Origin of the sequence: Corynebacterium sp. NML 120412 (genome assembly GCF_002285155.1) — a bacterium.
Taxonomy (GTDB): domain Bacteria; phylum Actinomycetota; class Actinomycetes; order Mycobacteriales; family Mycobacteriaceae; genus Corynebacterium; species Corynebacterium gottingense.
In genome coordinates this window covers 1,350,628-1,373,384 of the sequence record NZ_NSGL01000001.1, presented here as the reverse complement: position 1 = coordinate 1,373,384, position 22,757 = coordinate 1,350,628, and the positions used below count along the sequence as shown (strand labels likewise).

The 22,757-nt window shown below is 67.3% G+C and carries 22 protein-coding genes; 15 read left to right on the top strand and 7 right to left on the bottom strand.

Annotated elements, in window-relative coordinates:
• Window positions 1-13 precede the first annotated feature (13 nt).
• The 5 genes from CKJ84_RS06250 to CKJ84_RS06230 all read left to right on the top strand — a co-directional run bounded on the left by CKJ84_RS06250 (window position 14) and on the right by CKJ84_RS06230 (window position 5,538).
• The gene (locus CKJ84_RS06250) at window positions 14-919 is read left to right on the top strand and encodes a DUF5926 family protein (protein WP_095546263.1); all 906 of its coding nucleotides are present in this window, start codon (window positions 14-16) and stop codon (window positions 917-919) included.
• Between the two features lie 133 nt (window positions 920-1,052).
• Window positions 1,053-2,018, top strand: a complete 966-nt coding sequence (locus CKJ84_RS06245; RefSeq protein WP_095546262.1) for a carbohydrate ABC transporter permease — start codon at window positions 1,053-1,055, stop codon at window positions 2,016-2,018.
• On the top strand, window positions 2,019-2,993 hold the full coding sequence (locus tag CKJ84_RS06240; protein WP_095546261.1) for a carbohydrate ABC transporter permease: 975 nt from the start codon (window positions 2,019-2,021) through the stop codon (window positions 2,991-2,993).
• A 69-nt stretch (window positions 2,994-3,062) separates the two neighbouring features.
• Window positions 3,063-4,367: an ABC transporter substrate-binding protein gene (locus CKJ84_RS06235; RefSeq protein ID WP_095537438.1), complete on the top strand. Its 1,305-nt coding sequence runs from the start codon at window positions 3,063-3,065 to the stop codon at window positions 4,365-4,367.
• Between the two features lie 40 nt (window positions 4,368-4,407).
• Window positions 4,408-5,538 carry an ABC transporter ATP-binding protein gene (locus CKJ84_RS06230; RefSeq protein ID WP_095535980.1) on the top strand — a complete coding sequence of 377 codons (1,131 nt, stop codon included), beginning with the start codon at window positions 4,408-4,410 and terminating at the stop codon, window positions 5,536-5,538.
• A 63-nt stretch (window positions 5,539-5,601) separates the two neighbouring features.
• Here CKJ84_RS06230 and CKJ84_RS06225 read toward each other — a convergent pair whose 3' ends face one another.
• Entirely contained in the window at window positions 5,602-6,831 is a 1,230-nt protein-coding gene (locus CKJ84_RS06225; protein WP_095535981.1) for an LCP family protein, read from the bottom strand.
• 185 nt (window positions 6,832-7,016) lie between these two features.
• On the opposite strand from CKJ84_RS06225, the gene CKJ84_RS06220 reads away from it, so the two are divergent.
• On the top strand, window positions 7,017-7,343 hold the full coding sequence (locus tag CKJ84_RS06220; protein ID WP_095278884.1) for a helix-turn-helix transcriptional regulator: 327 nt from the start codon (window positions 7,017-7,019) through the stop codon (window positions 7,341-7,343).
• On the top strand, window positions 7,343-8,476 hold the full coding sequence (locus CKJ84_RS06215) for an MFS transporter (protein ID WP_233125556.1): 1,134 nt from the start codon (window positions 7,343-7,345) through the stop codon (window positions 8,474-8,476). Before CKJ84_RS06220 ends, CKJ84_RS06215 begins: the two co-directional genes overlap by 1 nt.
• Window positions 8,477-8,574: 98 nt before the next feature.
• Here the strand turns inward: CKJ84_RS06215 and CKJ84_RS06210 are convergent, their stop codons facing one another.
• Window positions 8,575-9,321 (bottom strand): CPBP family intramembrane glutamic endopeptidase, encoded by a 747-nt coding sequence (locus CKJ84_RS06210; RefSeq protein WP_095546259.1) that lies wholly within the window; start codon window positions 9,319-9,321, stop codon window positions 8,575-8,577.
• 17 nt (window positions 9,322-9,338) lie between these two features.
• Between CKJ84_RS06210 and pheA the strand changes: the two genes are divergently transcribed.
• Window positions 9,339-10,259, top strand: a complete 921-nt coding sequence (gene pheA, locus CKJ84_RS06205) for a prephenate dehydratase (RefSeq protein WP_095546258.1) — start codon at window positions 9,339-9,341, stop codon at window positions 10,257-10,259.
• Here pheA and CKJ84_RS06200 read toward each other — a convergent pair.
• Genes CKJ84_RS06200 through CKJ84_RS06190 form a run of 3 tightly spaced genes read right to left on the bottom strand, consistent with a single transcriptional unit; the run spans window position 10,256 to window position 12,429 of the window.
• On the bottom strand, window positions 10,256-10,603 hold the full coding sequence (locus CKJ84_RS06200; RefSeq protein ID WP_095278888.1) for a metallopeptidase family protein: 348 nt from the start codon (window positions 10,601-10,603) through the stop codon (window positions 10,256-10,258). The genes pheA and CKJ84_RS06200 overlap by 4 nt on opposite strands.
• Complete coding sequence (locus CKJ84_RS06195; RefSeq protein ID WP_095546257.1) at window positions 10,603-11,682, bottom strand: septum formation family protein; 1,080 nt, start codon at window positions 11,680-11,682, stop codon at window positions 10,603-10,605. The genes CKJ84_RS06200 and CKJ84_RS06195 overlap by 1 nt, the downstream gene beginning before the upstream one ends.
• 3 nt (window positions 11,683-11,685) lie before the next feature.
• Window positions 11,686-12,429, bottom strand: coding sequence for a GntR family transcriptional regulator (locus CKJ84_RS06190; protein WP_095535985.1), 744 nt, complete (start codon window positions 12,427-12,429; stop codon window positions 11,686-11,688).
• A 143-nt stretch (window positions 12,430-12,572) separates the two neighbouring features.
• Between CKJ84_RS06190 and serS the strand changes: the two genes are divergently transcribed.
• The 3 genes from serS to CKJ84_RS06175 are packed head-to-tail and all read left to right on the top strand — an operon-like array spanning window position 12,573 to window position 15,518.
• On the top strand, window positions 12,573-13,826 hold the full coding sequence (gene serS, locus CKJ84_RS06185) for a serine--tRNA ligase (protein ID WP_095536086.1): 1,254 nt from the start codon (window positions 12,573-12,575) through the stop codon (window positions 13,824-13,826).
• Window positions 13,826-14,686: a 1-acyl-sn-glycerol-3-phosphate acyltransferase gene (locus CKJ84_RS06180; RefSeq protein WP_095278891.1), complete on the top strand. Its 861-nt coding sequence runs from the start codon at window positions 13,826-13,828 to the stop codon at window positions 14,684-14,686. Before serS ends, CKJ84_RS06180 begins: the two co-directional genes overlap by 1 nt.
• A gap of 4 nt (window positions 14,687-14,690) precedes the next feature.
• Complete coding sequence (locus CKJ84_RS06175) at window positions 14,691-15,518, top strand: HAD family hydrolase (protein WP_095546256.1); 828 nt, start codon at window positions 14,691-14,693, stop codon at window positions 15,516-15,518.
• Window positions 15,519-15,555: 37 nt separating this feature from the next.
• Here the strand turns inward: CKJ84_RS06175 and CKJ84_RS06170 are convergent, their stop codons facing one another.
• Window positions 15,556-16,470, bottom strand: a complete 915-nt coding sequence (locus tag CKJ84_RS06170) for a LysR family transcriptional regulator (protein WP_095535988.1) — start codon at window positions 16,468-16,470, stop codon at window positions 15,556-15,558.
• A 58-nt stretch (window positions 16,471-16,528) separates the two neighbouring features.
• Here CKJ84_RS06170 and CKJ84_RS06165 point away from each other — a divergent pair, with 58 nt between their 5' ends.
• The 4 genes from CKJ84_RS06165 to glpK all read left to right on the top strand — a co-directional run bounded on the left by CKJ84_RS06165 (window position 16,529) and on the right by glpK (window position 20,640).
• Window positions 16,529-17,428: an EamA family transporter gene (locus CKJ84_RS06165; RefSeq protein WP_095535989.1), complete on the top strand. Its 900-nt coding sequence runs from the start codon at window positions 16,529-16,531 to the stop codon at window positions 17,426-17,428.
• Complete coding sequence (locus CKJ84_RS06160; protein ID WP_036316262.1) at window positions 17,425-18,078, top strand: NAD(P)-dependent oxidoreductase; 654 nt, start codon at window positions 17,425-17,427, stop codon at window positions 18,076-18,078. The genes CKJ84_RS06165 and CKJ84_RS06160 overlap by 4 nt, the downstream gene beginning before the upstream one ends.
• A gap of 86 nt (window positions 18,079-18,164) precedes the next feature.
• A complete protein-coding gene (locus CKJ84_RS06155; RefSeq protein WP_095546255.1) occupies window positions 18,165-19,151 on the top strand; it encodes an IS481 family transposase in 987 nt (328 codons plus the stop codon).
• Window positions 19,152-19,173: 22 nt separating this feature from the next.
• Window positions 19,174-20,640, top strand: a complete 1,467-nt coding sequence (gene glpK / locus CKJ84_RS06150; protein ID WP_095546254.1) for a glycerol kinase GlpK — start codon at window positions 19,174-19,176, stop codon at window positions 20,638-20,640.
• Between the two features lie 16 nt (window positions 20,641-20,656).
• On the opposite strand, the gene CKJ84_RS06145 is transcribed toward glpK, so the two are convergent.
• Window positions 20,657-22,627 carry an N-acetylmuramoyl-L-alanine amidase gene (locus CKJ84_RS06145; RefSeq protein ID WP_095546253.1) on the bottom strand — a complete coding sequence of 657 codons (1,971 nt, stop codon included), beginning with the start codon at window positions 22,625-22,627 and terminating at the stop codon, window positions 20,657-20,659.
• Window positions 22,628-22,757 lie beyond the last annotated feature (130 nt).

Here is a 22,757-nt window from a genome sequence, read left to right as displayed (position 1 = left end):
TAGATTTGACCGCATGGCTAAGAAGAAGCGTAAGAAGCAAGAGGACCTGCCCGAGGGCATGAGCCGCCGCCAGGCCAAGATGGCCGCGCGCGCGAAGGAGCGCGAGGCGCTGCAGAAGGATCCCCGCCCGTTCGGCGGGCTCGCCGCTGAGGCCGAGTTGATCGCGCTGCAGGAGTTCGTGCCGTCGGCAAGCGCGAAGTTCCAGGTCAAGGGCGAGGACGTCACCGTGGCCACCGTGCTGCCGGGCGCGGCCGCGGCAATGGTGCGCGAGAGCGGCGAGCGGCTCGTGGCCCTGCAGGTCGGCGCGCACTCGCAGAACCCCGGCCGCGACCTCGCGTACGCGCTGAGCTGGGTGCTCGAGGCGAAGCCGGGCGAGACGCTCCAGTCCACCGCCGCCGATGGGAGCCAGCCGGAGCTCAAGGCGCTTATCGACGCCACCTTCACCCCCGAGATCACCGTCCACAACGACTTCAACTGGTGGTTCGCCGAGGGCGAGGACGTCCCCGCGCAGCTGCGGCAGGCGATGAACCAGGCGAACGGTGCTGTGTGGCCGTCCGCCGAGGTCAGCGCGGGCGTGCCGGGCGCCGTGTGGTGGGTCAACCCGGGCGGCGGGAAGGCGCACATCCGCTGGATCCGCACGGAGGAGAACGAGGCGCAGGTGCTCAACGCGCTCGCGCGCATCGCCGCGAAGGGCGAGCTGGTGCTGGGCGAGGGCACGAAGTTCGCCGGCGCGTTCCGCACCCACGGCGTGGTCGTGCCGGTGTGGGACCTGGACCCGGAGGTCGCTCCGGAGTCCTACGCGGAGGCGCTGCAGGCGCTGGACGCGAAGCTGGAGGCGGAGCTGGGCAACGACGCGCAGCTCACCGCCGCCGAGCGCAAGCAGCTGGACAACATTAAGTCGCGCCAGGTGACCATCTAAACCCAGCTGAAAGACAGTTGTCGCGCAGAGCTTTTGTACATCTCTTGCAGATCTCTTGAAGTTTGCAAGTAGTTTTCTCGGGGAGAACTTTCTGTCAACCGGATGTTCACCCGGGGCCTCTAAGTTCTTGCGCATGCAACCCACATCGCAGACGCGCGCGCGGATTCCTGCGGTCTCCGAAGTCCCGGAGGTCTCCGAGGAGTACGCGCGCAACCCGCGCAAACGGAAGTTTGATTGGCGGCAGATCGGCCTGGCCGCGCTGCTCATCGGCCCGAACCTGCTGCTCCTCATTCTGTTTACCTACCGGCCGCTGGTAGATAACATCCGCATCTCCTTCTACGACTGGAACATCTCCTCGCCGACGATGCACTTTGTCGGCCTGCAGAACTATATTGACTGGTTCCAGGCCCCGGACACCGGGCGCGTGGTGTTTAACACCGTCGTGTTCACCTTCTTCGCCGTCGCCGGCTCCATGGTGATCGGGCTGGCGCTGGCGCTGCTGCTGGACCAGAAGCTGTTCGGCCGCGCCGCGGTGCGCTCCATGGTTTTCGCTCCCTACGTCATCGCCGGCGCGGCGATCGGCGTGGCCTTCCAGTTCGTCTTCGACCCCTCCTACGGCCTCATCCAGTTCTTCCTGGGCAAGATTGGGGTGGACGTGCCCAACTTCTACCAACAGCAGAACTGGGCGCTGTTCATGGTCACCGTCACCTACGTGTGGAAGAACGTGGGCTACGTCTTTGTCATCTATCTCGCCGCGCTGCAGGGGCGCCGCCGCGACCTGGACGAGGCCTCGGAGATCGACGGCACCTCGCCGGCGCGCCACTTCTTCCGCGTGGTCCTGCCGCAGCTGCGCGGCACGACCTTCTTCCTGCTCATCACGGTGCTGCTGAACTCGTTCCAGGTCTTCGACATCATCAACGCCATGACCGGCGGCGGTCCGTTCGGCTACGGCACCTCCACGATGGTGTTCCAGGTCTACCAGGAGACGTTTGTGAACAACCGCGCCGGCTACGGCGCCGCGGTGGCCACGATCATGTTCCTCGTGGTCCTCATCATCACGGTCATCCAGGTGAAGATGCAGGAAAGGATGGAGAAGTAAATGTCTACGAAGCAGACCATCCCGGCGGTCACGCACACCGCTGCCAACACCGCTCCCCAGGGCGACCTGCCCCCGGTGCCGGGCTCCCAGTCCGACGTGGAGCCGGTGATCACGGAAACGCAGCGCAAGCGCAAGGGCGCGCCGATGGACCACTCGCACCCGGCGGTGAAGGTGCTGGGCTACATCGCGCTCGTGCTGACGGTGCTGGTGATCATGGTGCCGCTGTACTTCATCTTCATCACCAGCTTTAAGTCGTTCCAGGACGTCTACTCGGATCCGATCTCGTTTTGGCCCAACCCGTTCAAGGCGGAAAACTACTCGTACGTGTGGCAGACCTCCGGCTTTGCCAGCTACCTGAAGAACTCCGTCATCATCACGCTCGTGCTCACCATCATTGAGGTGGTCCTCGGCGTGCTGTCGGCCTACGCCTTCGCGTTCTTGCGCTTCCCGGGCCGCAACCTGCTGTTCCTGCTCATCATCGCCTCGCTGATGGTGCCCAACCAGATCACCATCATCTCCAACTACTCGCTGGTGGCCTCGCTCGGCTGGCGCGACACCTACGCCGGTGTGATCATCCCGCTGGCCGGCGTCGCCTTCGGCGCGTTCCTCATGCGCAACCACTTCCAGTCGCTGCCGCCGGAGATCCTGGAGGCCGCACGCATGGACGGCGCGGGCTTCTTTACCACCCTCTTCCGCGTGGTGCTGCCCATGTCGTGGCCGACGCTCTCCGCGTTCGTCCTGATCACCGTGGTCAACGAGTGGAACCAGTACCTGTGGCCATTCCTGATCACGGACACCCCGGCGGCGGCCACCCTGCCCGTCGGCCTGACCCGCCTGCAGGACGCCGAGGGCGTGACCAACTGGGCCCCGGTGATGGCCGGCACCGTGCTGACCACCCTGCCCATGATCATCATCTTCCTCATCCTGCAGAAGCCGATGATCAAGGGCCTCACCGCTGGTGCGGTGAAGGGCTAGGCGCTTCTCGACGCCACCGTCACCCCCACCAACCGCAACACTTCCAACAACACATCAAGGAGAAACACCATGTCCCGTCACACCAAGCGCATCGCCGCCCTGGGCGCAGCACTGCTCACCACCGTCTCGCTGACCGCCTGCGCGGGCGGCTCCACCACCGCCTCCAACGGCTCCAAGGACTCCGGCGACGCCAACACCATCACCTTCTGGTCCAACCACCCGGGTTCCTCCCGCGACCTGGAAGAGGAAATGATCAAGGAGTTTGAACAGGAGAACCCGGACCTGCACGTCGAGCTGGTGACCGCGGGCTCCAACTACGAGGAGGTGGCGCAGCGCTTCAATGCATCGCTGGCCGGCGGCGACCAGCCGGACGTCCTCGTGGCCTCCGACGTCACCTGGTTCAACTTCGCGCTCAACGAGGCAACCACCCCGCTGGATGAGCTGTGGGAGATGAACGACATCGACGCCGACAGCTACGTCGACACCCTGCGCGAGGACTACAAGTACAACGACAAGCACTACGGCGTCCCGTACTCCCGCTCCACCAACCTGATGTACTGGAACACCGACGACCTCAAGGCTGCGGGCCTGCCGACCGATCGCGGCCCGGAGTCCTGGCAGGAGTTCGACGAGTGGGCGACCGCCATCAAGGAGAAGCTGAACAAGCCGGCCGTGACCGTGCCGGACGGCTCCAACTACCTGGACTGGTACTTCCAGGGCATGATCTGGGCATTCGGCGGGTCCTACTCCAACGAGTGGGAGCCGAACTTCACCTCCCCTGAGTCCATCGAGGCGGGCAAGTTCCTGCAGGATCAGGTGAAGGAGGGCCACATCGAGATCGCGACCGACCCGACCGTCGCGTTCGGCTCGGGCAAGGCGTCCGGCCTGCTGGAGTCCACCGGCTCCCTCGGCGGCCTGAAGGAGACCGCGACCATCCCGTTCATCACTACCTACCTGCCCGGCCCTGGCCCGTCCGCCGCAACCGGCGGTGCCGGCCTGGCCGTGCCTAACGGCATCTCCGATGAGCGCAAGGCCAACGCGGTGAAGTTCATCGACTTCATGACCAACACCAAGAACACCATCAAGTTCTCCCAGAAGACTGGCTACATGCCGGTGCGTAAGGACGCCCTGGAGGATCCGGAGGAGAAGAAGTTCCTGGAGGAGAACCCGAACGCGGAGACCGCGATCAAGCAGCTGAACGAGAACACCAAGCCGCAGGACTACGCCCGCGTGTTCGTCTCGGGCGGCGGCCAGCGCATCGGCGGCGCGCTCGACCGCATCACCGTCGGCGGCCAGGACGTGGAGCAGACCTTCGCCGACCTGCAGAAGGAGACCCAGGGCGTCATCGACCGCGACATCACACCGAAGCTCTAAGCCCGCACCCTGCACATTTCGCACCACCTGAAAGGACATCATGGCCACAGTTGAATTCCGCCAGGCCTCCAGGATCTACGATCCGCAGAAGCCGCCGGCGGTCAGCCGCCTCAACCTGGAGATCGCCGACGGCGAGTTCCTGGTGCTTGTAGGCCCGTCGGGCTGCGGCAAGTCCACCACGCTGCGCATGCTCGCCGGGTTGGAGCCGGTTGACGAGGGGCAGATTCTTATCGACGGCACCGACGTCACCGAGACCCGCTCCCGCGACCGAGACGTGGCCATGGTCTTCCAGTCCTACGCGCTGTACCCCAACATGACTGCGCGCCAGAACATGGCGTTCGCCCTGCAGAACGCCAAGGTGGACAAGGCGACCATTGAGGAGCGCGTGAACTTCGCGGCGAAGATGCTCGAGCTCGAGGACCTCATCGACCGCAAGCCGTCCGCCATGTCCGGCGGCCAGCGCCAGCGCGTGGCCATGGGCCGCGCGATCGTGCGCCAGCCGAAGGTCTTCCTCATGGACGAGCCCCTGTCCAACCTGGACGCGAAGCTGCGCGTGTCCACTCGCGCCCAGATCCTGCAGCTGCAGCGGGAGCTGAACACCACCACGGTCTACGTCACGCACGACCAGACCGAGGCGATGACCATGGGTGACCGCGTCTGCGTGCTGAAGAAGGGCATCATCCAGCAGGTCGACGCCCCGAACACGCTGTACGAGAACCCGGGCAACACCTTCGTCGCCACCTTCATCGGCTCCCCGGCGATGACGCTGATTGAGAACGTGCCGGTGGTTGGCAACCGCGTCGCGGGCGGCAAGGACCACGCGCTGGACTACCACATGCCGGCGGAGCAGATGGCCAAGGTGCAGTCCGACCGCGTGATCGTGGGCATCCGCCCCGAGAACTGGGAGATCCTCGGCGTGAACCAGCCGGGCGAGCAGTACGGCCTGCCGGTGCGCGTGGACATCGTGGAGCACCTCGGCTCCGAGCTGTACGTCTACGGCAGCCGCGAGGAGAAAGCCGACGACGTGATCGCCGTGCGGGGCGACCGCATCACGGTGAAGGTGCCGCGCGGCATCAACGTGGATCAGGGCGACACGATCTACCTGCGCCCGATGGAGGGCGGCTGCGTCTTCTTCGCCCCGGACACCGAGATCAACTACGACTACCTGTAGAGCCGGTAGGAGTTTGCGGCGTCGCCCCAAAACACGTCCTCGGCGTGGTCGGGGCTGATGTGATTACCGCAGGGACGCGAAGAGCTCCTCCGCCGCGGCCTCGTCCCAGAGCAACACGTTGCCCACGTCGGTGTCCTGGAAACCACCGAGCGGGATCGTCTCTGCGTTGATGCCGCCGCGCATCGCCAGCGGGATGCGGGCCAGGTTCCAGATGTGGTCGCCCTCGCCGACCGAGAACATCGTCGGCACCGTCCACAGCAGCGGGACCAGGCGGAAGGGGTTGAGGAACACGGCGGGCGAGGTCACCTTGTCCAGCATCGCGCCGAGGAAGTCGCGCTGCCGCATGACGCGGTCCAGGTCGCCCTGTGCGGTGGCGCGGGTGCGCACGTAGCCCAGGCTGGTCGCGCCGTCCATCTTCTGGCAACCGGGCTGGACGGAGATGTTGGCCAGGGGGTCGTCGATCGGCTCCTGCACGCAGATCTCCACGCCGCCGACGGCGTCGACCACGTTGGCCAGCCCGCCCATGCCGATTTCGGCGTAGCGGTCGATGTGCAGGCCAGTGCTCTCCTCGACGGTCTGCGCCAGAAGCGGGGCGCCGCCGTACGCGAACGCGGCGTTGATCTTGTCGTAGCCGTAGCCGGGGACGGCCACGTACGAGTCGCGCGGGATGGACACCAGCGTCGGCTTCCCGTGCAGCGGGAGGTGTAGCAGCATGATCGTGTCGGTGCGGGTTGTGCCCAGGTCGCCGCCCGTGCCGAGGCGCTCCACGTCCTTCTCGCTCAGGCCCTGGCGGGAGTCGGAGCCGACGAGCAGCCAGTTCGTGCCCGAAGTGTTCGCAATCTGCTCGGGCGGGAGCGCCTGGATGCGGGTGAGGCGGGCGTCGGTAAACAGCGTGCCCACCACCACGAGCACGATCAGCGCGAGGAAGAGGACGCCGCAGCCTGGGGCCTTCGCTTTTCGACGCCGCTTCGTTCCCCTTCGACGCCCCCGCGACACCTGCGACGGCACCGGCTCGCGGGCGGGCTCGGGCGCCGGGCGCGAGTACTGCGGGGTGCGACGGGGCTGGTATTCCTGGCGCGGCGCTTGCTGTCGGGGGCGCTCCACGCGGGTGAATTCGGGGACGCGTCGTGGCTCGTATTCCTGGCGCGGCGCCGGCTGCCGGGGAGGCTCCTGGCGCGCGCTGCGCTTGCGGATTGGCCGACCGTACCGGTCTACCAGGGGCTTTCCATCCTTGCCCAGCACGAACTCCCCCAGGTGATCGCGTGGGTCGTTGGAGTGGGGCGTCGAAGACATGCACTTAGTGTAACGGTTGTGGCGTGTGGGACCTACTGCTTCGTAGCGCCGCGCGCTGGGAGTTCGCCGGGAAATCCGCCACTAGATGCCCTGGACGGGGCGGTCGGAAGCTACCGAAGAAGAGTTGTGCAACAATTGCTGCACGATTATCATGCAGGTATCACTGCACGAAAGAAGGAGGTTTCATGTCCCCTCGCACATACCACCATCCAGAAACCGATGAGATCACACTGGCTAGAGTGTTGGCAGCCCTGAGCGATCCCACGCGTCTGGAGATGATTCGTCGCCTAGCGGACGGGGGTGAGCACGATAGTCTCGAGCTCGCAGACGATCTTCCTCGGTCGACCCTGACTTATCACACCCGCATGCTGCGCGATGCGGGTGTGACATGGACGCGGAGTGAAGGTCGTGCGTGTCTCATTCGGCTGAGAAGTGAGGATCTAGATCAGTTGTTCCCGGGCGTGCTTGCGGCTGTGATCGCCAACGCCGGCACGAAGGCGGGACGAGCTTGATGGGGCGGCTTTGGCCCTTCGTGGTGGGCAGTGTTGCTCTCGGGCTAGACGCCTACGTTGTTGCCGGTCTTCTTCCTGCTATTGCCTCGTCCATGAATGCACGCGAATCCACCGTGGGCCTGGGGGTGGCGGCCTTCACCGGCGCATATGCAGTAGCAGGACCCCTGCTGGCTGGGCGTGCGGGTCGGAGATCACGACGGAGCCTGATCCTTTCCCTTCTGGTTTTTACAGTGGCGAACTTATCCACAGCGCTCTCGTCGACCGTCGTGGTGTTCTTGGTTACCCGAATAGTGGCTGGCGCGGCAGCGGGGGTGTACTCGCCCTTATCGTCCGCGGTTGCCGCCGAACTCGTGGGAGAAGAACGCCGGGGACGCGCGTTAGCCCTGGTCCTTGCGGGTTTGGCAGTTGGTACCGTGTTCGGTGTCCCGATAGGCTTGGAGCTGGCACATCGCTGGGGGTGGCGAGCCGCCATTTTGTTGATCGTGGCTATCGGTGGCGCATCACTAGTGGGAGTCGCTGTGCGGGGAGGAGAACTGCCAGCAATACCTGCGTCGGGCGCGGGCGACCGGCTGCGATCGATCGCGCGCCCCAAGAACTTACTCACGGTGACAGTGACATTGCTGACTGGCGTAGCTTCTCTGGGGCTCTATACATATATGACCGTGATTCTGTCCGTGGGAAGTCTCGCCACACACCAGACTCTTGCGATTTGGGTTTGGGGCGTTGGAGGCGCGGTGGGTGCGCTAGGTATAGGCAGACTCATGGATCGGTGCAATCCGCTGCGTCTAAGTGTGACCATCCTCGTGGGGCTCATCTGTGCGTTGCTCGGTATGACGCAGGGGCAGACCGTCTGGCTTCTGGTTGCGAGCCTATTTGTTTGGGGAATGTGCGGGTGGGCCTCACTTGCGCCCCAGCAGCACATCCTTCTCCAGGCAAACCCGGCTGACGGCGCCACTGCCGTAGCCGCGAATGCCTCTGCTAACTACTTGGGATCAGCACTGGGCGCGACTGCTGGCTCACTGCTCGTAGCGGCACAGGCGGCGCCTACCGTTCTCTGTAGCTCTGCAGCTGCCGTGGCCGGGATGGCACTGCTTTGCCAGCTTTTTAGGCAGCGCATGAATTCCAAGGAGTAGACACGTGCTCGCCAGCGCCCAGGCCGTGCATCCTGACGGATTACGAGGACGTGTGATTGTTGCAAAAACCAGCGGAGCCGACTAGCACGGAAGTATATCTAGATACCCAGCCAGGAGAGGTCTACAAGCGGGTACGCCACGAACGCGACGGAGTCAATGAGGAAGTGCGCGAGCACCAGCGGCCACACGGCGCCGATCTCGGGTGTGCGCCACTCTGCGGCCGCAGAGTGGCTCCGCCTGCTCCGCCACAGGAAGTAGCACGCGAAGACCACGCCCATCACAATATTGCCCGCGCCCGCCGAAACGCCCTGGTAGAGGTGGTAGGAGCCGCGCAGCACCGCCGACGCCGCGACCGCCTGCCAGGGTGCCCACCCCAGGGCCCGCAGCCGGGTCACCAGGTAGGCCACCACCACGACCTCCTCGCCAAAGCCGTTGGCCAGCGCCCACAGCAGCGAGGTGGGGATCTGCACCGCCTCCGTGGCGGGCACCACCACCTTGGACAGGCCGAGGTGCACCGCGCCAATGTAGAACGCCAGGCCCGGCAGCCCGATGAGTGCGGCCAACCCCGCCGCGTGCGCCCAGTCGCGCCACCTCGGCCAGCACCATCGAGAGCCAAGGAGGTACCAGGCCAGCCCGCCCCACGCGAACAGCGTGCCCGCGGAGGCGACCTGCATGGCCAGGTCCAACCAGCCGATGGCCGAGGCCTGCTGCACCAGCGTGGTGGACTGCTCGTTCAAGGGGGCGGTGAGGTAGGCGTCGATAAGCTTGAGCCCGGAGCGAAGCCCGCTCATGCCGAAGGTGACTGCGAGCACGAGAATGATTTCGGTGATGAGGCGGCGGCGCATGCGATAACTTTAAGCCCATGACCCGTATCGCGTACCTGGGACCTGCCGGCACGTTTACTGAGCAGGCTGTGCACGCCTTCGCGCTGCCCGCACCGGAGCTCGTGGCCGTGGACTCGTCGGCGGAGGCGCTCGCCGCGGTGGCCGAGGGGCGGGCCGACCGCGCGGTGGTGGCCATCGAGAACTCGGTCGACGGAGCCGTGACCACCACCTCGGACGCGCTCCTGGCCACCCCGGGCGTGCAGATCTTCGCCGAAACCGAGCTGGAGATCGCGTTTGCCATCATGACTCGCAAGGGGCAATCGCTTGCGAGCGCCACCCGCTTCGCCACCCACCCCGTCGCCTACCAGCAGGTGAAACGGTGGATGGGCGAGCACGCGCCGGGCGCCACCTTCCAGGCCGCGACCTCGAACGCGGCCGCCGCGCAGCAGGTCGCCGAGGGAGCGGCCGACGTCGCCGCCGCCCCGGAGCGCGCCGCCGAGCTCTTCGGGCTTGAGGTTCACGCCCGCAACGTGGCGGACCTGGAGGCGGCGCGCACCCGCTTCGTCCTCGCGGGTCCGGTCGCGGCCCCGCCCGCGCGCACGGGCAACGACCGCACCTCCATCGTCTTCCAGACGCCCAACGAGCCGGGCAGCTTGGTGGGCATCCTGCAGGAGTTCGCCTACCGCGGCGTGGACCTCTCGCGCATCGAATCCCGCCCGACCCGCAAGGAACCGAACACGTACGACTTCTTCGCTGACCTCGTCGGCCACATCGATGACGCGCCGGTCGCGGAGGCGCTGCGCGGGGTGTACCTGCGCTCCTCGCGCATCCGGTTCCTTGGGTCGTGGCCGCGCTGCGCCGACGGGCCGCACCCGGTGCGCGACGCACGCATCGCGGCGGCTGCGGAGTGGGTCGACGCGGCCCGCGCCGGGACACTCGGGCAGCAGGAGCGCGCTTAGCCCCAGCCGAGGGCGTGGAGCTCGTGCTCCTCCATGCCGAAGTAGTGGCCCACCTCGTGCTTGACGGTCACGTCCACCTCGTGGCGCAGCTCCTCCACGGAGTGGCACATCGCCTGGAGCGGCTGCTTGTAAATGAACACCGCGTCGGGCAGGTAGCCGGTGTGGTTGGCGTGCTGCTCCGGCAGCGGCACGCCCTCGAACAGGCCCAGGATCTCGGGCTGGTCCTCGTTGAACTCGCGCGCAAGGATGACCACGTTGGTCATCCGGCGGGCAAACTCGTCGGGGATGGTGTCCAGGGCGTCGTCGATCATCGCCTCGAACTCCTCGTCGCTGACCTCGACCATTACTGCACAGTCTCCGGGGCAGCCTCCGGGGCGGCTTCTGGGGCAGGCGAGGCCGGGGCGGAGGAGGCGGCCGGCGTCTGGTTCTCGCGCAGCGGGCGGCGCTGGGGTCGCTCCGGCGGCGGGGTGCCGTCGATAAGCAATGCCTCCCGGCCTCCGGTTGCCGAGCCCGTGAGCTCGGAGAACCCGCCGTTGGGCGAGGAGAAGACGAGCGCGCAGTTTACGCTGTGCGAGCCGCCGTCCCACGAGGCGGGCTGCTGCGTGGTCCAAAACGGCTGCAGCGAGATCTGGTACAGGTTCTCCTCGCTGCCCAGGTAGGTGTGGGCGGCCTCGGTGCAGGCGTCGCCGAGGTACTTGTCCTGGTCCTCCACGGACGGCGTGCCGTCGGGGAAGACCGGTGCGAGGTCGACTTTGCTGGTGATCTCCATCTGGTGCGGCTGGCCGCAGTCGACCACTGTGGCGTTGTTCGCGCCGTCGATGGCCACGCACTCGCCGGGCGCGAAGGTGCGCGCCTGGTCCTCCTCGGCGACGCGGCCCGTGGTGAGCAGCTGCTCGCCGGCGCGGTTGGTCTCCTGCAGGCCGCACAGCATGGTGCGGTCGCCCGCCTCCCAGGCCGCGGCCGGCGGGAGGATCGGCGCGATGGAGTAGCGGCCGTTCGGGTCGTATTTGCCCTCCAGGTAGCGCAGGGTGGACGCGCCGCACAGCTCCTCGCGCAGCTGGGCCTGGCGCGTCGGGTTGGGCATGGGTGCGTCCTGCCCGAACTCGGAGGTGGGGTAGATGGCCAGGTCTTGGCGCGAGGCCACCTCGAAGCGGTGCTCGACGGCGCAGTCGGTCTGTTCAAAGTCGGTGACGCTGCCGTCCTCGGCCACGTTCCAGGTCAGGCAAGCGCCCTGGTCAGCGGTGGTAAACGGCGTTGGCGGCGCGCCGTGCTCGCTGGTCTGCGCCTGGGGTTGTCCCTGCTCGCCGTTCGCGCCCCCGCCTGGGGCGTTCGCGTCGGTGGTCATGGCGTAGGAACCCATGCCCACCGAGCCGGCGAGCGCGGCGATGAGGAACGCGCGGGTGGCGTTGGAAGTCGAAACCATGCCTTACATACTAGGCAACTGCTCGCCGCAGTCAGCGTCCTGGCCGACGCGGGTGGTCAGCCAGTAGCGGTCCGAGCGGTAGCACGAGGTGCAGTATTCCACCGGTCGCGCGCCGCTTCCGGCCCGCCGCACGATGCGCAGCAGTGCGGTCCCGGTTTGCACCTCCAGCGCCTTCGCGTTGGCGGCCGTGGCGCTCGCTGCGGTGACGGTCTGCTCCGCCTCGGTGATGGGCAGCCCGTAGCGGGTACGGAGTAGCGAGTAGACGGATTGCTCCACGTCGTGCTCGAGTAGATCCGGGACGAGCGCCGCGTTGTACCAGGCGTCGTCCACGGCGTAGGGCTGGCCGTCGCCAAGCCGCAGCCGGCGCAGCTGGATGTGCGGGGTCTCCGGCGCGGTGCCAAAGAACTCGGCCGCGTCGAGCGGGGGAGTGGCGAGGCCAGAGTGCAAGATTATCGACGCCGCGTCCACCCGCTGCTCACGCATCTCCTCCGAAAAGCTCGCCAGGTGCATGCGGCTTACCAGCGGCGACGGCGCCACGAACGTGCCCTTGCCGCGCACCCGCCGCAGCTTCCCGTCCGCGACGAGGTCCCCAATTGCGCGCCGCACCGTGATGCGCGAAACGCCGTACTCCTCCTCCAGCGCCCGCTCGCCGGGCAGCAGGTCCCCGGGAGCGAGTTCCTCGGCGCAGCGCCGCTCCAACAGTGCCCGCAGCTGGGCGTGTTTGGGGACCGGGCCGTTGGTGATCATACCTCCACCATACCGCGCTGGTTATGACCAGCTGGGGTGAAATGGGATGTGGTGTGCGTCGCTAAGCGTCGCTAAGCTCGGTGCGCAACGCCACGCCCCATTCCCGGCTGCGGTGGGGCGGCGACAAGGTAGAGTGAGTGCTTGTGATTGATCTGAAATTCCTGCGCGAAAATCCGGACGTTGTACGCCAATCCCAGACCGCCCGCGGTGAGGACCCGGCGCTGGTTGACCAGCTGATTGCCGCCGACGAGCAGCGCCGCGCCGCGATCCAGGCGGCGGACGAGCTGCGCGGTGAGCAGAAGGCGTTTGGCAAGAAGATTGGGCAGGCGGCGCCGGAGGACCGCCCCGCACTGCTGGAGGGTTCGAACGAGCTCAAGGCGCGCGTGAAGGCCGCCGAGGCCGAGCAGGAGGAGGCAGAGGCCAAGGTCAAGGCGCTGCAGTTCAAGATCCCGAACCCCATCCAGGGCGCGCCCGCCGGCGGTGAGGAAGACTTCGTCGTGCTCGAGCACGTCGGTGAGGTCCCGGAGTTCGACTTTGAGGTCAAGGACCACCTGGACCTGGGCGAGGCGCTCGGCGCGATTGACATGAAGCGCGGCACCAAGATCGGCGGCGCCCGCTTCTACTACCTGGTCGGCGACGGCGCCTGGATGCAGCTGGGCATGCTCATGCACGCCGCGAAGAAGGCGCGCGAGGCTGGCTTCAAGGTCGTCGTCCCGCCGGTGCTGGTGCGCCCCGAGATCATGGCGGGTACCGGCTTCCTGGATGAGCACGACGAGGAGATCTACTACCTCGAGCGCGATGACCTCTACCTGGTGGGCACCTCCGAGGTGGCGCTGGCCGGCCTGCACCAGGACGAGATCATCGATCTCTCCGACGGCCCGCTGCTCTACGCCGGCTGGTCCTCATGCTTCCGCCGCGAGGCCGGCTCCTACGGCAAGGACACGAAGGGCATCCTGCGCGTCCACCAGTTCGACAAACTCGAAATGTTTGTCTACTGCAAGCCGGAAGAGGCAGAGGACATGCACCAGAAGCTGCTCGGTCTGGAGCGCGAGATGCTCGCCGACGTGGAGGTGCCTTACCGCGTCATCGACGTCGCCGCGGGCGACCTCGGTTCCTCCGCGGCCCGCAAGTTTGACACCGAGGCGTGGGTGCCGTCGCAGCACACCTACCGTGAGCTGACTTCCACCTCCAACTGCACAACCTTCCAGGCCCGCCGCTTGAACATCCGCTACCGCGACGAGAACGGCAAGACCCAGATCGCCGCGACGCTGAATGGCACCCTGGCCACGACCCGCTGGCTGGTGGCTATCTTGGAGAACAACCAGCAGGCCGACGGCTCCGTCCGCGTGCCCGCCGCGCTGCAGCCGTGGGTGGGCAAGGAAGTGCTCGAGGCCTAATGGGCACCGCACCGCAGTGGAAGACGCTGCGCGGGTTCACCGTCCCGGCGGACTACCGGGCCCCGGCGAAGCACCCGGTGGAGTCGAAGGAGCGGCTCTACCCGTTCACCGTGCGCATGTTCAATCGCCTGATGCGCCTGCAGCGCATGCGCGTGCGCGTGGTGGGGGCGGAGCACGTCCCGGAGCGCGGTGGCGCGATCATCGCTGCCAACCACACCGGCTACTACGACTTCATGCTCACCGGCACCGGCCCGCTCCTGCAGGGCGGGCGCCTGCTGCGATACATGGCGAAGCAGGGCGTGTTTGACATCCCCGTGCTGGGGACGCTGCTGCGCACCATGAAGCACGTGCCGGTGGACCGGGACAACGGGGGCTCGGCTGTCGACGCCGCCGTGCGCGGCCTCCGCGACGGCGACCTGGTCGGCATCTTCCCGGAGGGCACGATCTCGCGCTCCTTTGAGCTCGCGGACTTCAAGACGGGTGCGGCACGCATCGCCGCGCAGGCGGACGCGCCGCTGATCCCGTGCGTGATCTGGGGCTCGCACCGCATCTGGACCAAAGATTTGCCCAAAAAGTTCCGCGGCGTCGGCGTGATCGTGCGTTATGGCGCACCGGTCGAGGTCACCGGCGACGCCGAGGCCGACACGGCGCGGCTCAAGCAGGCGATGCAGCGCATGCTCGAGCAGTCCCGCGCGGAGTACGACGCGGAGTTCGGACCGTTTGCGCCCGGCGACAAGTGGGTGCCCGCCTCCCTCGGTGGCGGCGCGCCCACGCTGGAGCAGGCGGCCGAGATGTACGAGCGCGAACGCGCGGAACGCAAGGCGAAGAAGGCCGCGAAGCAAGCCAAGAAAGGCACCTAAACTCATGCACGCCCCCAAGCTCATCATCAGCGACATCGACGGCACCTTCATCACCCCCACCGGCCGGGTGACACCGAGGTTGCGCGACACGGTGGTCCGCGCGGTGCGCTCGGGGGCCAAGTTCGCCCTGGCCACGGGGCGCCCTCACCGCTGGCTCATGCCGGTGCTGGATCAGCTGCCCATCGCGCCGACCTGCGTGTGCGCGAACGGTGCCGTGGTCTACGACCCGGTGAAAGACACCGTGGTGCGCTCCTTCGAGCTCGCGCCGGAGACGATGCAGCGCGTCGTCGACGCCGTCGGCAAGGCGCTCGCCCCGCACGGCCTGCAGCACGGCTTTGGGGTGGAGCGCGTCGGCCAAAGCGCGCTCGACCCGGAGGAGGACTGCTTCCTCATCACCCCCGAGTACAACCGGGACGCCTGGGACAGCAGCTTTGGCATTGGCACCGCAGCGGAGATCGTCGCCGAGCCCGCCGCCAAGCTGCTCGTGCGCTGCCCGCAGCTGCGCTCCGCGGAACTGTTCGACCTGGTCGCGCCCACCATCGAGCCGGAGGACGCGCACCTGACCTATTCCATGGACGAGGGCCTCATCGAGCTGTCCCACCCGGGCGTGAACAAGGCGACCGGCGCGTCCGTGCTCGCCGCCAGCTACGGCATTGACGCCTCCCAGGTCATCGCGTTCGGCGACATGCCCAACGACCTCGAGCTGCTCGCCTGGGCCGGGATGGGCGTGGCGATGGGCAACGCCGCGCCCGCGCTTCTCGACGCCGCCGACTACACCACCGCCACCAACTCCGAAGATGGGGTGGCGCAGGTGCTGGAACACTGGTTCTAGCTGTACGGACCGGAGACGTTGATCGATGGGACCGGCATCAGCCGACCATGTGCAGGGCGATTGATTCCTTGACCTGTTCGATGAACGCCCGAGACGCGGGGCTCGGATTGAAAGAGCCCCACGCGACGTACTCGGCCCGGCAGGGGCCATCGGCCACGGGAACTGCTCGCAGCGCTGGGTTAGCCGGCACACATTCGACGGGCAGCAGGCAGACGCCCAACCCACGTTCGACGAGGGCGAGCATGAACTCGGTCGACATCGCCTCGAAGCCCACGCGGCGCTGAAGGCCTGCGGCAGCGAATGCCCGATCGCCTTGGAGTCTGCCTGGTGAACCGGCCGGGAAGTCGATGAACGTCTCGTCGACCAAGTCAGCCAGGGCCAGGGTGCCCGTGTGCGCTAGCCGGTGTTGTGACGCCATGACGGCGACGAGACGCCCTCGGGCGATCTCGTGCGCGGTGAGTCCGGACGCTGGGGCGACGTCGGCGTCCACGCCGAGAAAGGCCACGTCGAGTCTCCCGCTGCCGAGGTCGCGCATGAACTCATTGCTTCCCCCGCCCCGCACGGTGAGGTCCACGTGGGGATGGCTGGCGTGGAAGGCCGCGATGATGTCGGGCACGCTGACGGCTGTGACCGTCGGGATGACACCTACCGATAGGCTTCCGCGGACCTGGCCCACGGCCTCGGCAGCGACCGCCACGGCACGGTCGGCGGCTGCGAGGCTGGCGCGTGCTTCCATGAGGAAGGCTTCGCCGGCGGCGGTCAGCTCCACCCGACGGGATGAGCGCACGAACAGTGCCGTGCCGAGTTCCTGTTCGAGGGCCTTGATCTGGTGGCTCAGTGCTGATTGCACGACGAAGCAGCGTTCTGCTGCTCGCGTGAAGTTGCGCTCCTCGGCGATCGCCACGACGTACCTGAGCTGTTGGAGTTCCACTAAACCATGATTGTAGGTCATTGTTTGGATGAGAACAATGTGTTGGACTCACCGCTGGTGGGCGACTGACAATGGATCTATGAACACTTCTTCCCATGGTGCCCGCAGTTCGTTGCTGTGGACCTGTCTGACGGCGCTGGCCCCCGCTACGTGGGGGACAACGTACATCGTGACCACCCACCTCCTCCCAGCCGGACACCCCTTGTTCGCCGCGTTCATGAGGACGCTGCCGGCAGGGATCATCGCGGTGGGCCTGTCGATGCAGCTGCCGCGCGGCTCGTGGTGGTGGAAGAGCTTCGTGTTGGGCGGTCTGAACATGGCCGCGTTTTTCCCCCTGCTGTTCTTGTCGGCGCAGCGTCTTCCGGGCGGGGTCGCGGCCACGCTGGGTGCGGTGCAGCCCATCATCGTTGCCCTGCTGGCCGTGGCTGTCCTCCACGAGCAACTCTCCGGCTGGCGCCTGGGATGGGGTGTCGTGGGTGTCGTGGGGGTGGCTCTCGTGGTCCTTGGGCCGAGCGCCGCCCTGGACCCGGTGGGTGTGGCTGCAGGACTCGGTGGCACAGGGGCCATGGCCACGGGCGTGGTCCTGACCAAGAAGTGGAAGCTCCCCCAAGGTGTCTCGCCCATCGCATTGGCCGGTTGGCAGCTGACGGCCGCCGGCCTTCTGCTGGCGATCCCGGCGCTGCTGGTGGAGGGGCCACCGGCAGTGATTTCCGGTCGTGGCTGGCTTGGGTACGCCTGGCTCGGCCTGGTCGGGGCACTGGTCTCTTACAGCCTCTGGTTCACCGGCATCCGACGCCTGCCCGTCACGTCCACAGCCCTCCTGGGACTTCTCTCGCCGTTGGTCGCCGCCCTGCTCGGCGTCCTGATCGCGCACGAACACCTCGGAGCCGAGCAGTACCTCGGCTTCGCGATCGCCCTGGCCGCCATGGTCTGTGGCCAGCTACCCGCACCCACTCATCATCGAAAGGACAATTCATGAACATCACGGTTCTCGGAGCCACCGGCATGGCCGGCGCAGCGATCGCGCAGGAGGCCACACGCCGCGGCCACCACGTCACTGCCGTATCGCGGAACCCACAGGAGACCAACGACCCGCATACCACCGTCACTCGTCTCGATCTGACAGACCTCGAGGCACCCTTGCAGCCCGTCCTGAACGACGCAGACGCCGTCGTGCTCGCCGTGCGCATGGCCCCCGGCGACGAAAGCCGTGTGGCTCCGCTGACCAGCCGTGTCCTCGACCACGCCGCCGTCGCGGGGGTCCGGGTCTTGGTCGTGGGAGGAGCAGCGCCCTTGCGCTCACCTCACGATCGAGAGTTGCTCGTCCTGGACGACCCCGCCTTCGTGCCGACCCAGTGGCGTGACGTCGCGTCGGCCAGCCTCGACCAGTTCAACGCGTGTACCGAACATCCGAACCAGAACTGGATCTACCTGAGTCCGTCGGCAGTCTTCGAGCCCGGACAGGGAACCGGCGCCTATCGCCGTAGCGGTGACACGCTCCTCATCAACCACGATGGCACGTCGCGGATCACCCCTGCGGACCTGGCCCTAGCGGTGCTCGACGAGCTCGAGCAGCCCAGCGCCGTACATCACTTCACCGCCATCGAGCTGGCAAAGGGTCTGGCCTAGGGCCAGCGGTCCACAGAGGAATCCACGCTAACAACCGTGAGGGGGTCGAGCTATCGGCCCCCTCCGTCTATTCCAAGGGGACGCTCTTGCTCCACGCCAACGCAGCACTGACCCCGCGCCACCGCTTGATCGTCGGCCAGCTCGTGGTCGACCAGGGCTGGCCGATCAGCGAGGTCGCCGCCCGGTTCCAGGTTTCCTGGCCCACTGTGAAGCGCTGGGCCGACCGCTATCGCGCCGGCCAGTCGATGCAGGACCGCTCGTCACGGCCGCATCACTCGCCGAACAAGACCAACGCGAAGACGACGAAGCGCTGCATCCAGCTCCGTCTCCGTCTTCGAGAAGGACCCGTGCAGCTCGCTTGCCGGCTGGGGATCGCTCCGTCGACGGTTCACCGGATCCTCGTCGACGCGCACCTGAACCGGCTTTCGCATGTCGACCGGGCAACCGGGGAGCCGGTCCGCCGCTACGAGCACGACCACCCCGGGGCGATGCTGCACGTCGACGTGAAGAAGCTCGGCAACAACCCCGACGGCGGCGGCTGGCGCTACGTCGGCCGCCAGCAGGGCGAGAAGAACCGCGCCGCCACCCCGGGCAAGCCCAAGAACAAGTACAGCGACCCGTTGATGGGCAAGGCCTACGTCCACACCGTCATCGACGACCATTCCCGCGTCGCCTACGCCGAGATCCACGACGATGAAACCGCCCTCACCGCCACCGCGGTCCTCGTTCGGGCCGTCGAGTGGTTCAACGCACGCGGGGTGACCGTTGAGCGGGTCCTGTCCGACAACGGCGGCGCGTACCGCTCACACCTGTGGCGAGACACCTGCCACGAGCTCGGCATCCGGCACAAGCGCACCAGGCCCTATCGGCCGCAGACCAACGGGAAGATCGAACGCTTCCACCGCACCCTGGCCGACGGCTGGGCCTACGCCCGCTGCTACACCAGCGAGACCGAACGCCGCGGAGAACTCGACGGCTGGCTGCACTACTACAACCACCACCGGCCCCACACCGCTTGCGGGAACCAGCCGCCCTTCTCACGCTTGACCAACGTACCCGGTCAGTACATCTAGCCCACACCATACAATTGTCGGCATGCCTCTCATCGCCGCCATTGACCAGGGCACGACCTCGACCCGCGCGGTCATCACCGATACCGAAGGACGCGTCGTCGCCCAGGCGCAGTTCGAGCACACCCAGCACATGCCACGCGAAGGCTGGGTCGAGCACGACCCCATGGAGATCTGGCGCAACACCCGCCGCGCGCTGAGCGAGGCGATGGCGGAGGCCGACATCGCCGAGGACGACATCGGCGCGCTCGGCCTGACCAACCAGCGCGAAACCGCCGTCATCTGGGACAAGGCGACGGGCGCGCCGATCTACAACGCGATCGTGTGGCAGGACACCCGCACCAACCCGGAAAACGACGCCGACCCGGGCCGCTACCTCGAGCGGACCGGCCTGCTGCACAACTCCTACCCGGCCGGACCGAAGTGGGCCTGGATCCTGGACAACGTCGAAGGCGCGCGCGAGCGCGCCGAGCGTGGCGAGCTGCTCGCCGGAACCATTGATACCTGGCTGATCTGGAACCTCACCGGCGGCGCGCGGGAACCCGAGCGTGCGCTGCACGTCACCGACGTCACGAACGCCTCGCGCACCCTGCTCATGGACCTGCGCACGCTCGCGTGGGACGAGGACCTATGCGCGGAGATTGGAGTCCCGCGGCGGTTGCTGCCGGAGATACGGGCGTCGATAGGCACGTTCGGCACCGTGCGCCGCCGCGGCCCGCTCGCAGGGGTGCCCATCGCGGGCGTGCTGGGCGACCAGCAGGCCGCGCTGTTCGGGCAGCACTGCCTGCGCGAGAACGAGGCGAAGATGACCTACGGGACTGGGCTGTTCATGCTGCTCAACACGGGTGCGCAGCCGCGAATCAGCAGCGACGGCCTGCTTACCACCGTGGCGTACCAGATCGACGGCGAGCCGCCGGTGTACGCGCAGGAGGGGTCCGTGGCCGTCGGCGGCTCCCTGATCCAGTGGCTGCGCGACCAGCTGGGCATCCTGCGTACCGCGGAGGAGTCGGAGCGGCTCGCGGCGCAGGTGGACAACAGCGGCGGGGTGGTGATCGTACCGGCGTTCTCCGGGCTGTTCGCGCCGCGGTGGCGCCCCGACGCGCGCGGCGTGATCACGGGCCTGACCAGGTTCGTGGACCGCCGCCACATCGCCCGCGCGGCGCTCGAGGCCACCTGCCTGCAGGCGCTCGAGGTGGTGCGCGCGATGGGCGGCGAGCCAACGGAGCTGCGCGTCGACGGCGGCATGACCACCAATGACCTGCTCATGCAGATGCAGGCCGACATCCTCGGCCTTCGCGTCGAGCGCCCCGCGAACACGGAAACCACGGTGATGGGCGCAGCGTCGGCCGCGGGCATTGGGGCCAAGCTTATCTGCGCCCCCTTGTCCCTCGGCCCCACCACCGCCTGGGAAAACACGTGGGCCGGCCCCGAACGGGACCGGCTGGTGGCGCGGTGGGAGGACGCGGTGCGCCGCTCCTACGACCAGGCCTAGCTGCGGGCCTGACGGCCTAGTTGGTCGTGATGTTTACCGCGTTGGTGGCGGGGTTGTAGCTGATGGAGCCGCCTTGGAAGGTGACCTGGACGGTGCCGTCGCCAAGCGTGCGCTCCTGCGAGATCGGCATGCCGAGCGGGCCGGCGTCCATGCCCTGCTGGAGCCAGGCGTCCGCCACCTTGCCAGCCAGCGTGTAGATCTGGCCCTGGCGGTCCTTGACACCGATGCCCTTCTGGAAGAAGGCGTACTCGCGGCCGCCCACCTGCGGGCCGCCCACGCCGGCGGTGATCGCGCCGAGGGTCGGCTCGAACTGGTACCACACGTCAGCGAGGTCCTGCTTGCCCACCGCCTGCAGCGCGGGGCCGATGTACGGGGTGAGCTGCTGCACGGTCAGGCCGGGGATGATCTCCATCCCGGCGACGGACTTGGTGGCGCCGGGCAACAGGCCGCGGGAGTTGGCGTACAAGATGACCAGGCCGGCGAGCGTGCCGGCAGCGGCGGCGATGGCGACGGCGTCGCCGGCGGCCAGGCCCTCGAGGGAGACGTTGCTCTTCGCCTTCTGCGCGTCGCCGTTCGGGCGGACCACGGTCGTGGTGGTGCCGTCAGGGTTGGTCACGGTCTCCGTGTCGGCGTCGCTGGAGCCGAGGGCGGAGGAGAGGTCGCCGACGGTGGTGTCGGTGGCCTCGACGTCGGGGTTGGCGTTGTCGGGCAGGCCGTTATCAATCCCGCCGTTGTTGCCCGGCTTGGACGGGTTGAGGATGGAGTCGAGGCCCGTGGAGCCCTTGAGGCTGTCGTACTTGCGGTTGGCAATCCGGCGGATGTCGCCCATCCGGTTGTACAGGTTCTGGCCCGGGCAGGCGTTGTAGTGGAAGTCGCGGTGGGCGTTGATGTTGGGGAACATCGCGCCCTGGCCCGCGGGGTAGCGGGATCCCGGGAAGGAAAAGTCGGCGTAGTGGTAGTCGGAGCCCATCGGGTCGAAGCCGGCGACGGCGGCCTTCCAGCCGATGATCTCGCCCATCGCGTTGATGGCGGCCTCGGTGGGGGAGGCGGTCTCGTAGTCGCCCAGCATGGACACGCCCCAGGTGTTCTGGTTGAAGCCACCCACGTGCGCGCCCTCGACGGCGCGGTCCAGGCCGCCGGCGCGGCCCTCGTAGATGTTGCCGTACTTATCCACCAGCGCGTTGTAGCCGATGTCGCCCCAGCCCAGGTTGCGGGCGTGGTACTGCCAGATGCCGCGGACAATGCCCGGTGCCTCGGCCTCGGAGTAGCTGTTGGAGCCCGCGGTGTGGTGCACCGTCGCCGCCGTCACCGGCTCGGTGTAGGTGGGGTTGGAGGAGGCACCCGCGCCCCACTGGGAGCGGGTGATCACCTTGGGCATGCCGCGGGTGTAGGAGTCGGCCGCCGGGGCGATGGGGTTCGCGTTGCCGCTGCCGCCGTCCAGGAACACGGCTTGCAGGTCCTTCGCGGTGGTGGGGGCGGCGGAGTCCGTGCGGCCCTCATCCAGCAGGTCGACGTTGCCGGTGGAGACCTGGATGCGCTTGGTGGATTCGACGAAGATCGGTTCGGTGCCGTTGGTCTCGCCCTGCGCGTTGTCGGCGTGGTCCATCTCGAACCATTCGGTCCAGGAGCCGTCGGCCTTTTGCGAGCGTACGTAGGCGACGATGTCGCGGTCGCCCTTCCAGGTCAGGCCGAAGAGGTTGAACTCGCGGTCGCGGCTGAACTCCTTGACCACGCGGCGTGCCTGCGAGTCGCCGCCCTGGGTCTTCACGGCGGCGTCGTCCACCGTGGTGTTGTTGCCCGTGTCAAAGGAGGCGGTGTCGGAGTAGATTTCGGCGTCCGCGCCGCCGACCGACTGGACGTTGAGGATGTGGTTGCCGCCGAAGGCGCCCGCGGCGACGACGGCCACGGTGAGGATTGCGGCCACGGTGGTGGTCAGCAGCGGCGAGGTCCGGGTGGGCGCCGGATTAAGGCGTTTGCGTTGTTGCACGGTAGGACTCCTGGAAACTCCTGTGGCGGATGTGAAAACAGTTATCTGTTGAGCAGTGTAGAGGAATCTAAAGTTTAAAGTAAGTCTTGAGACTTCCGGCGTGTCGTCGTGTCGGGCGGGGCTACGTCGA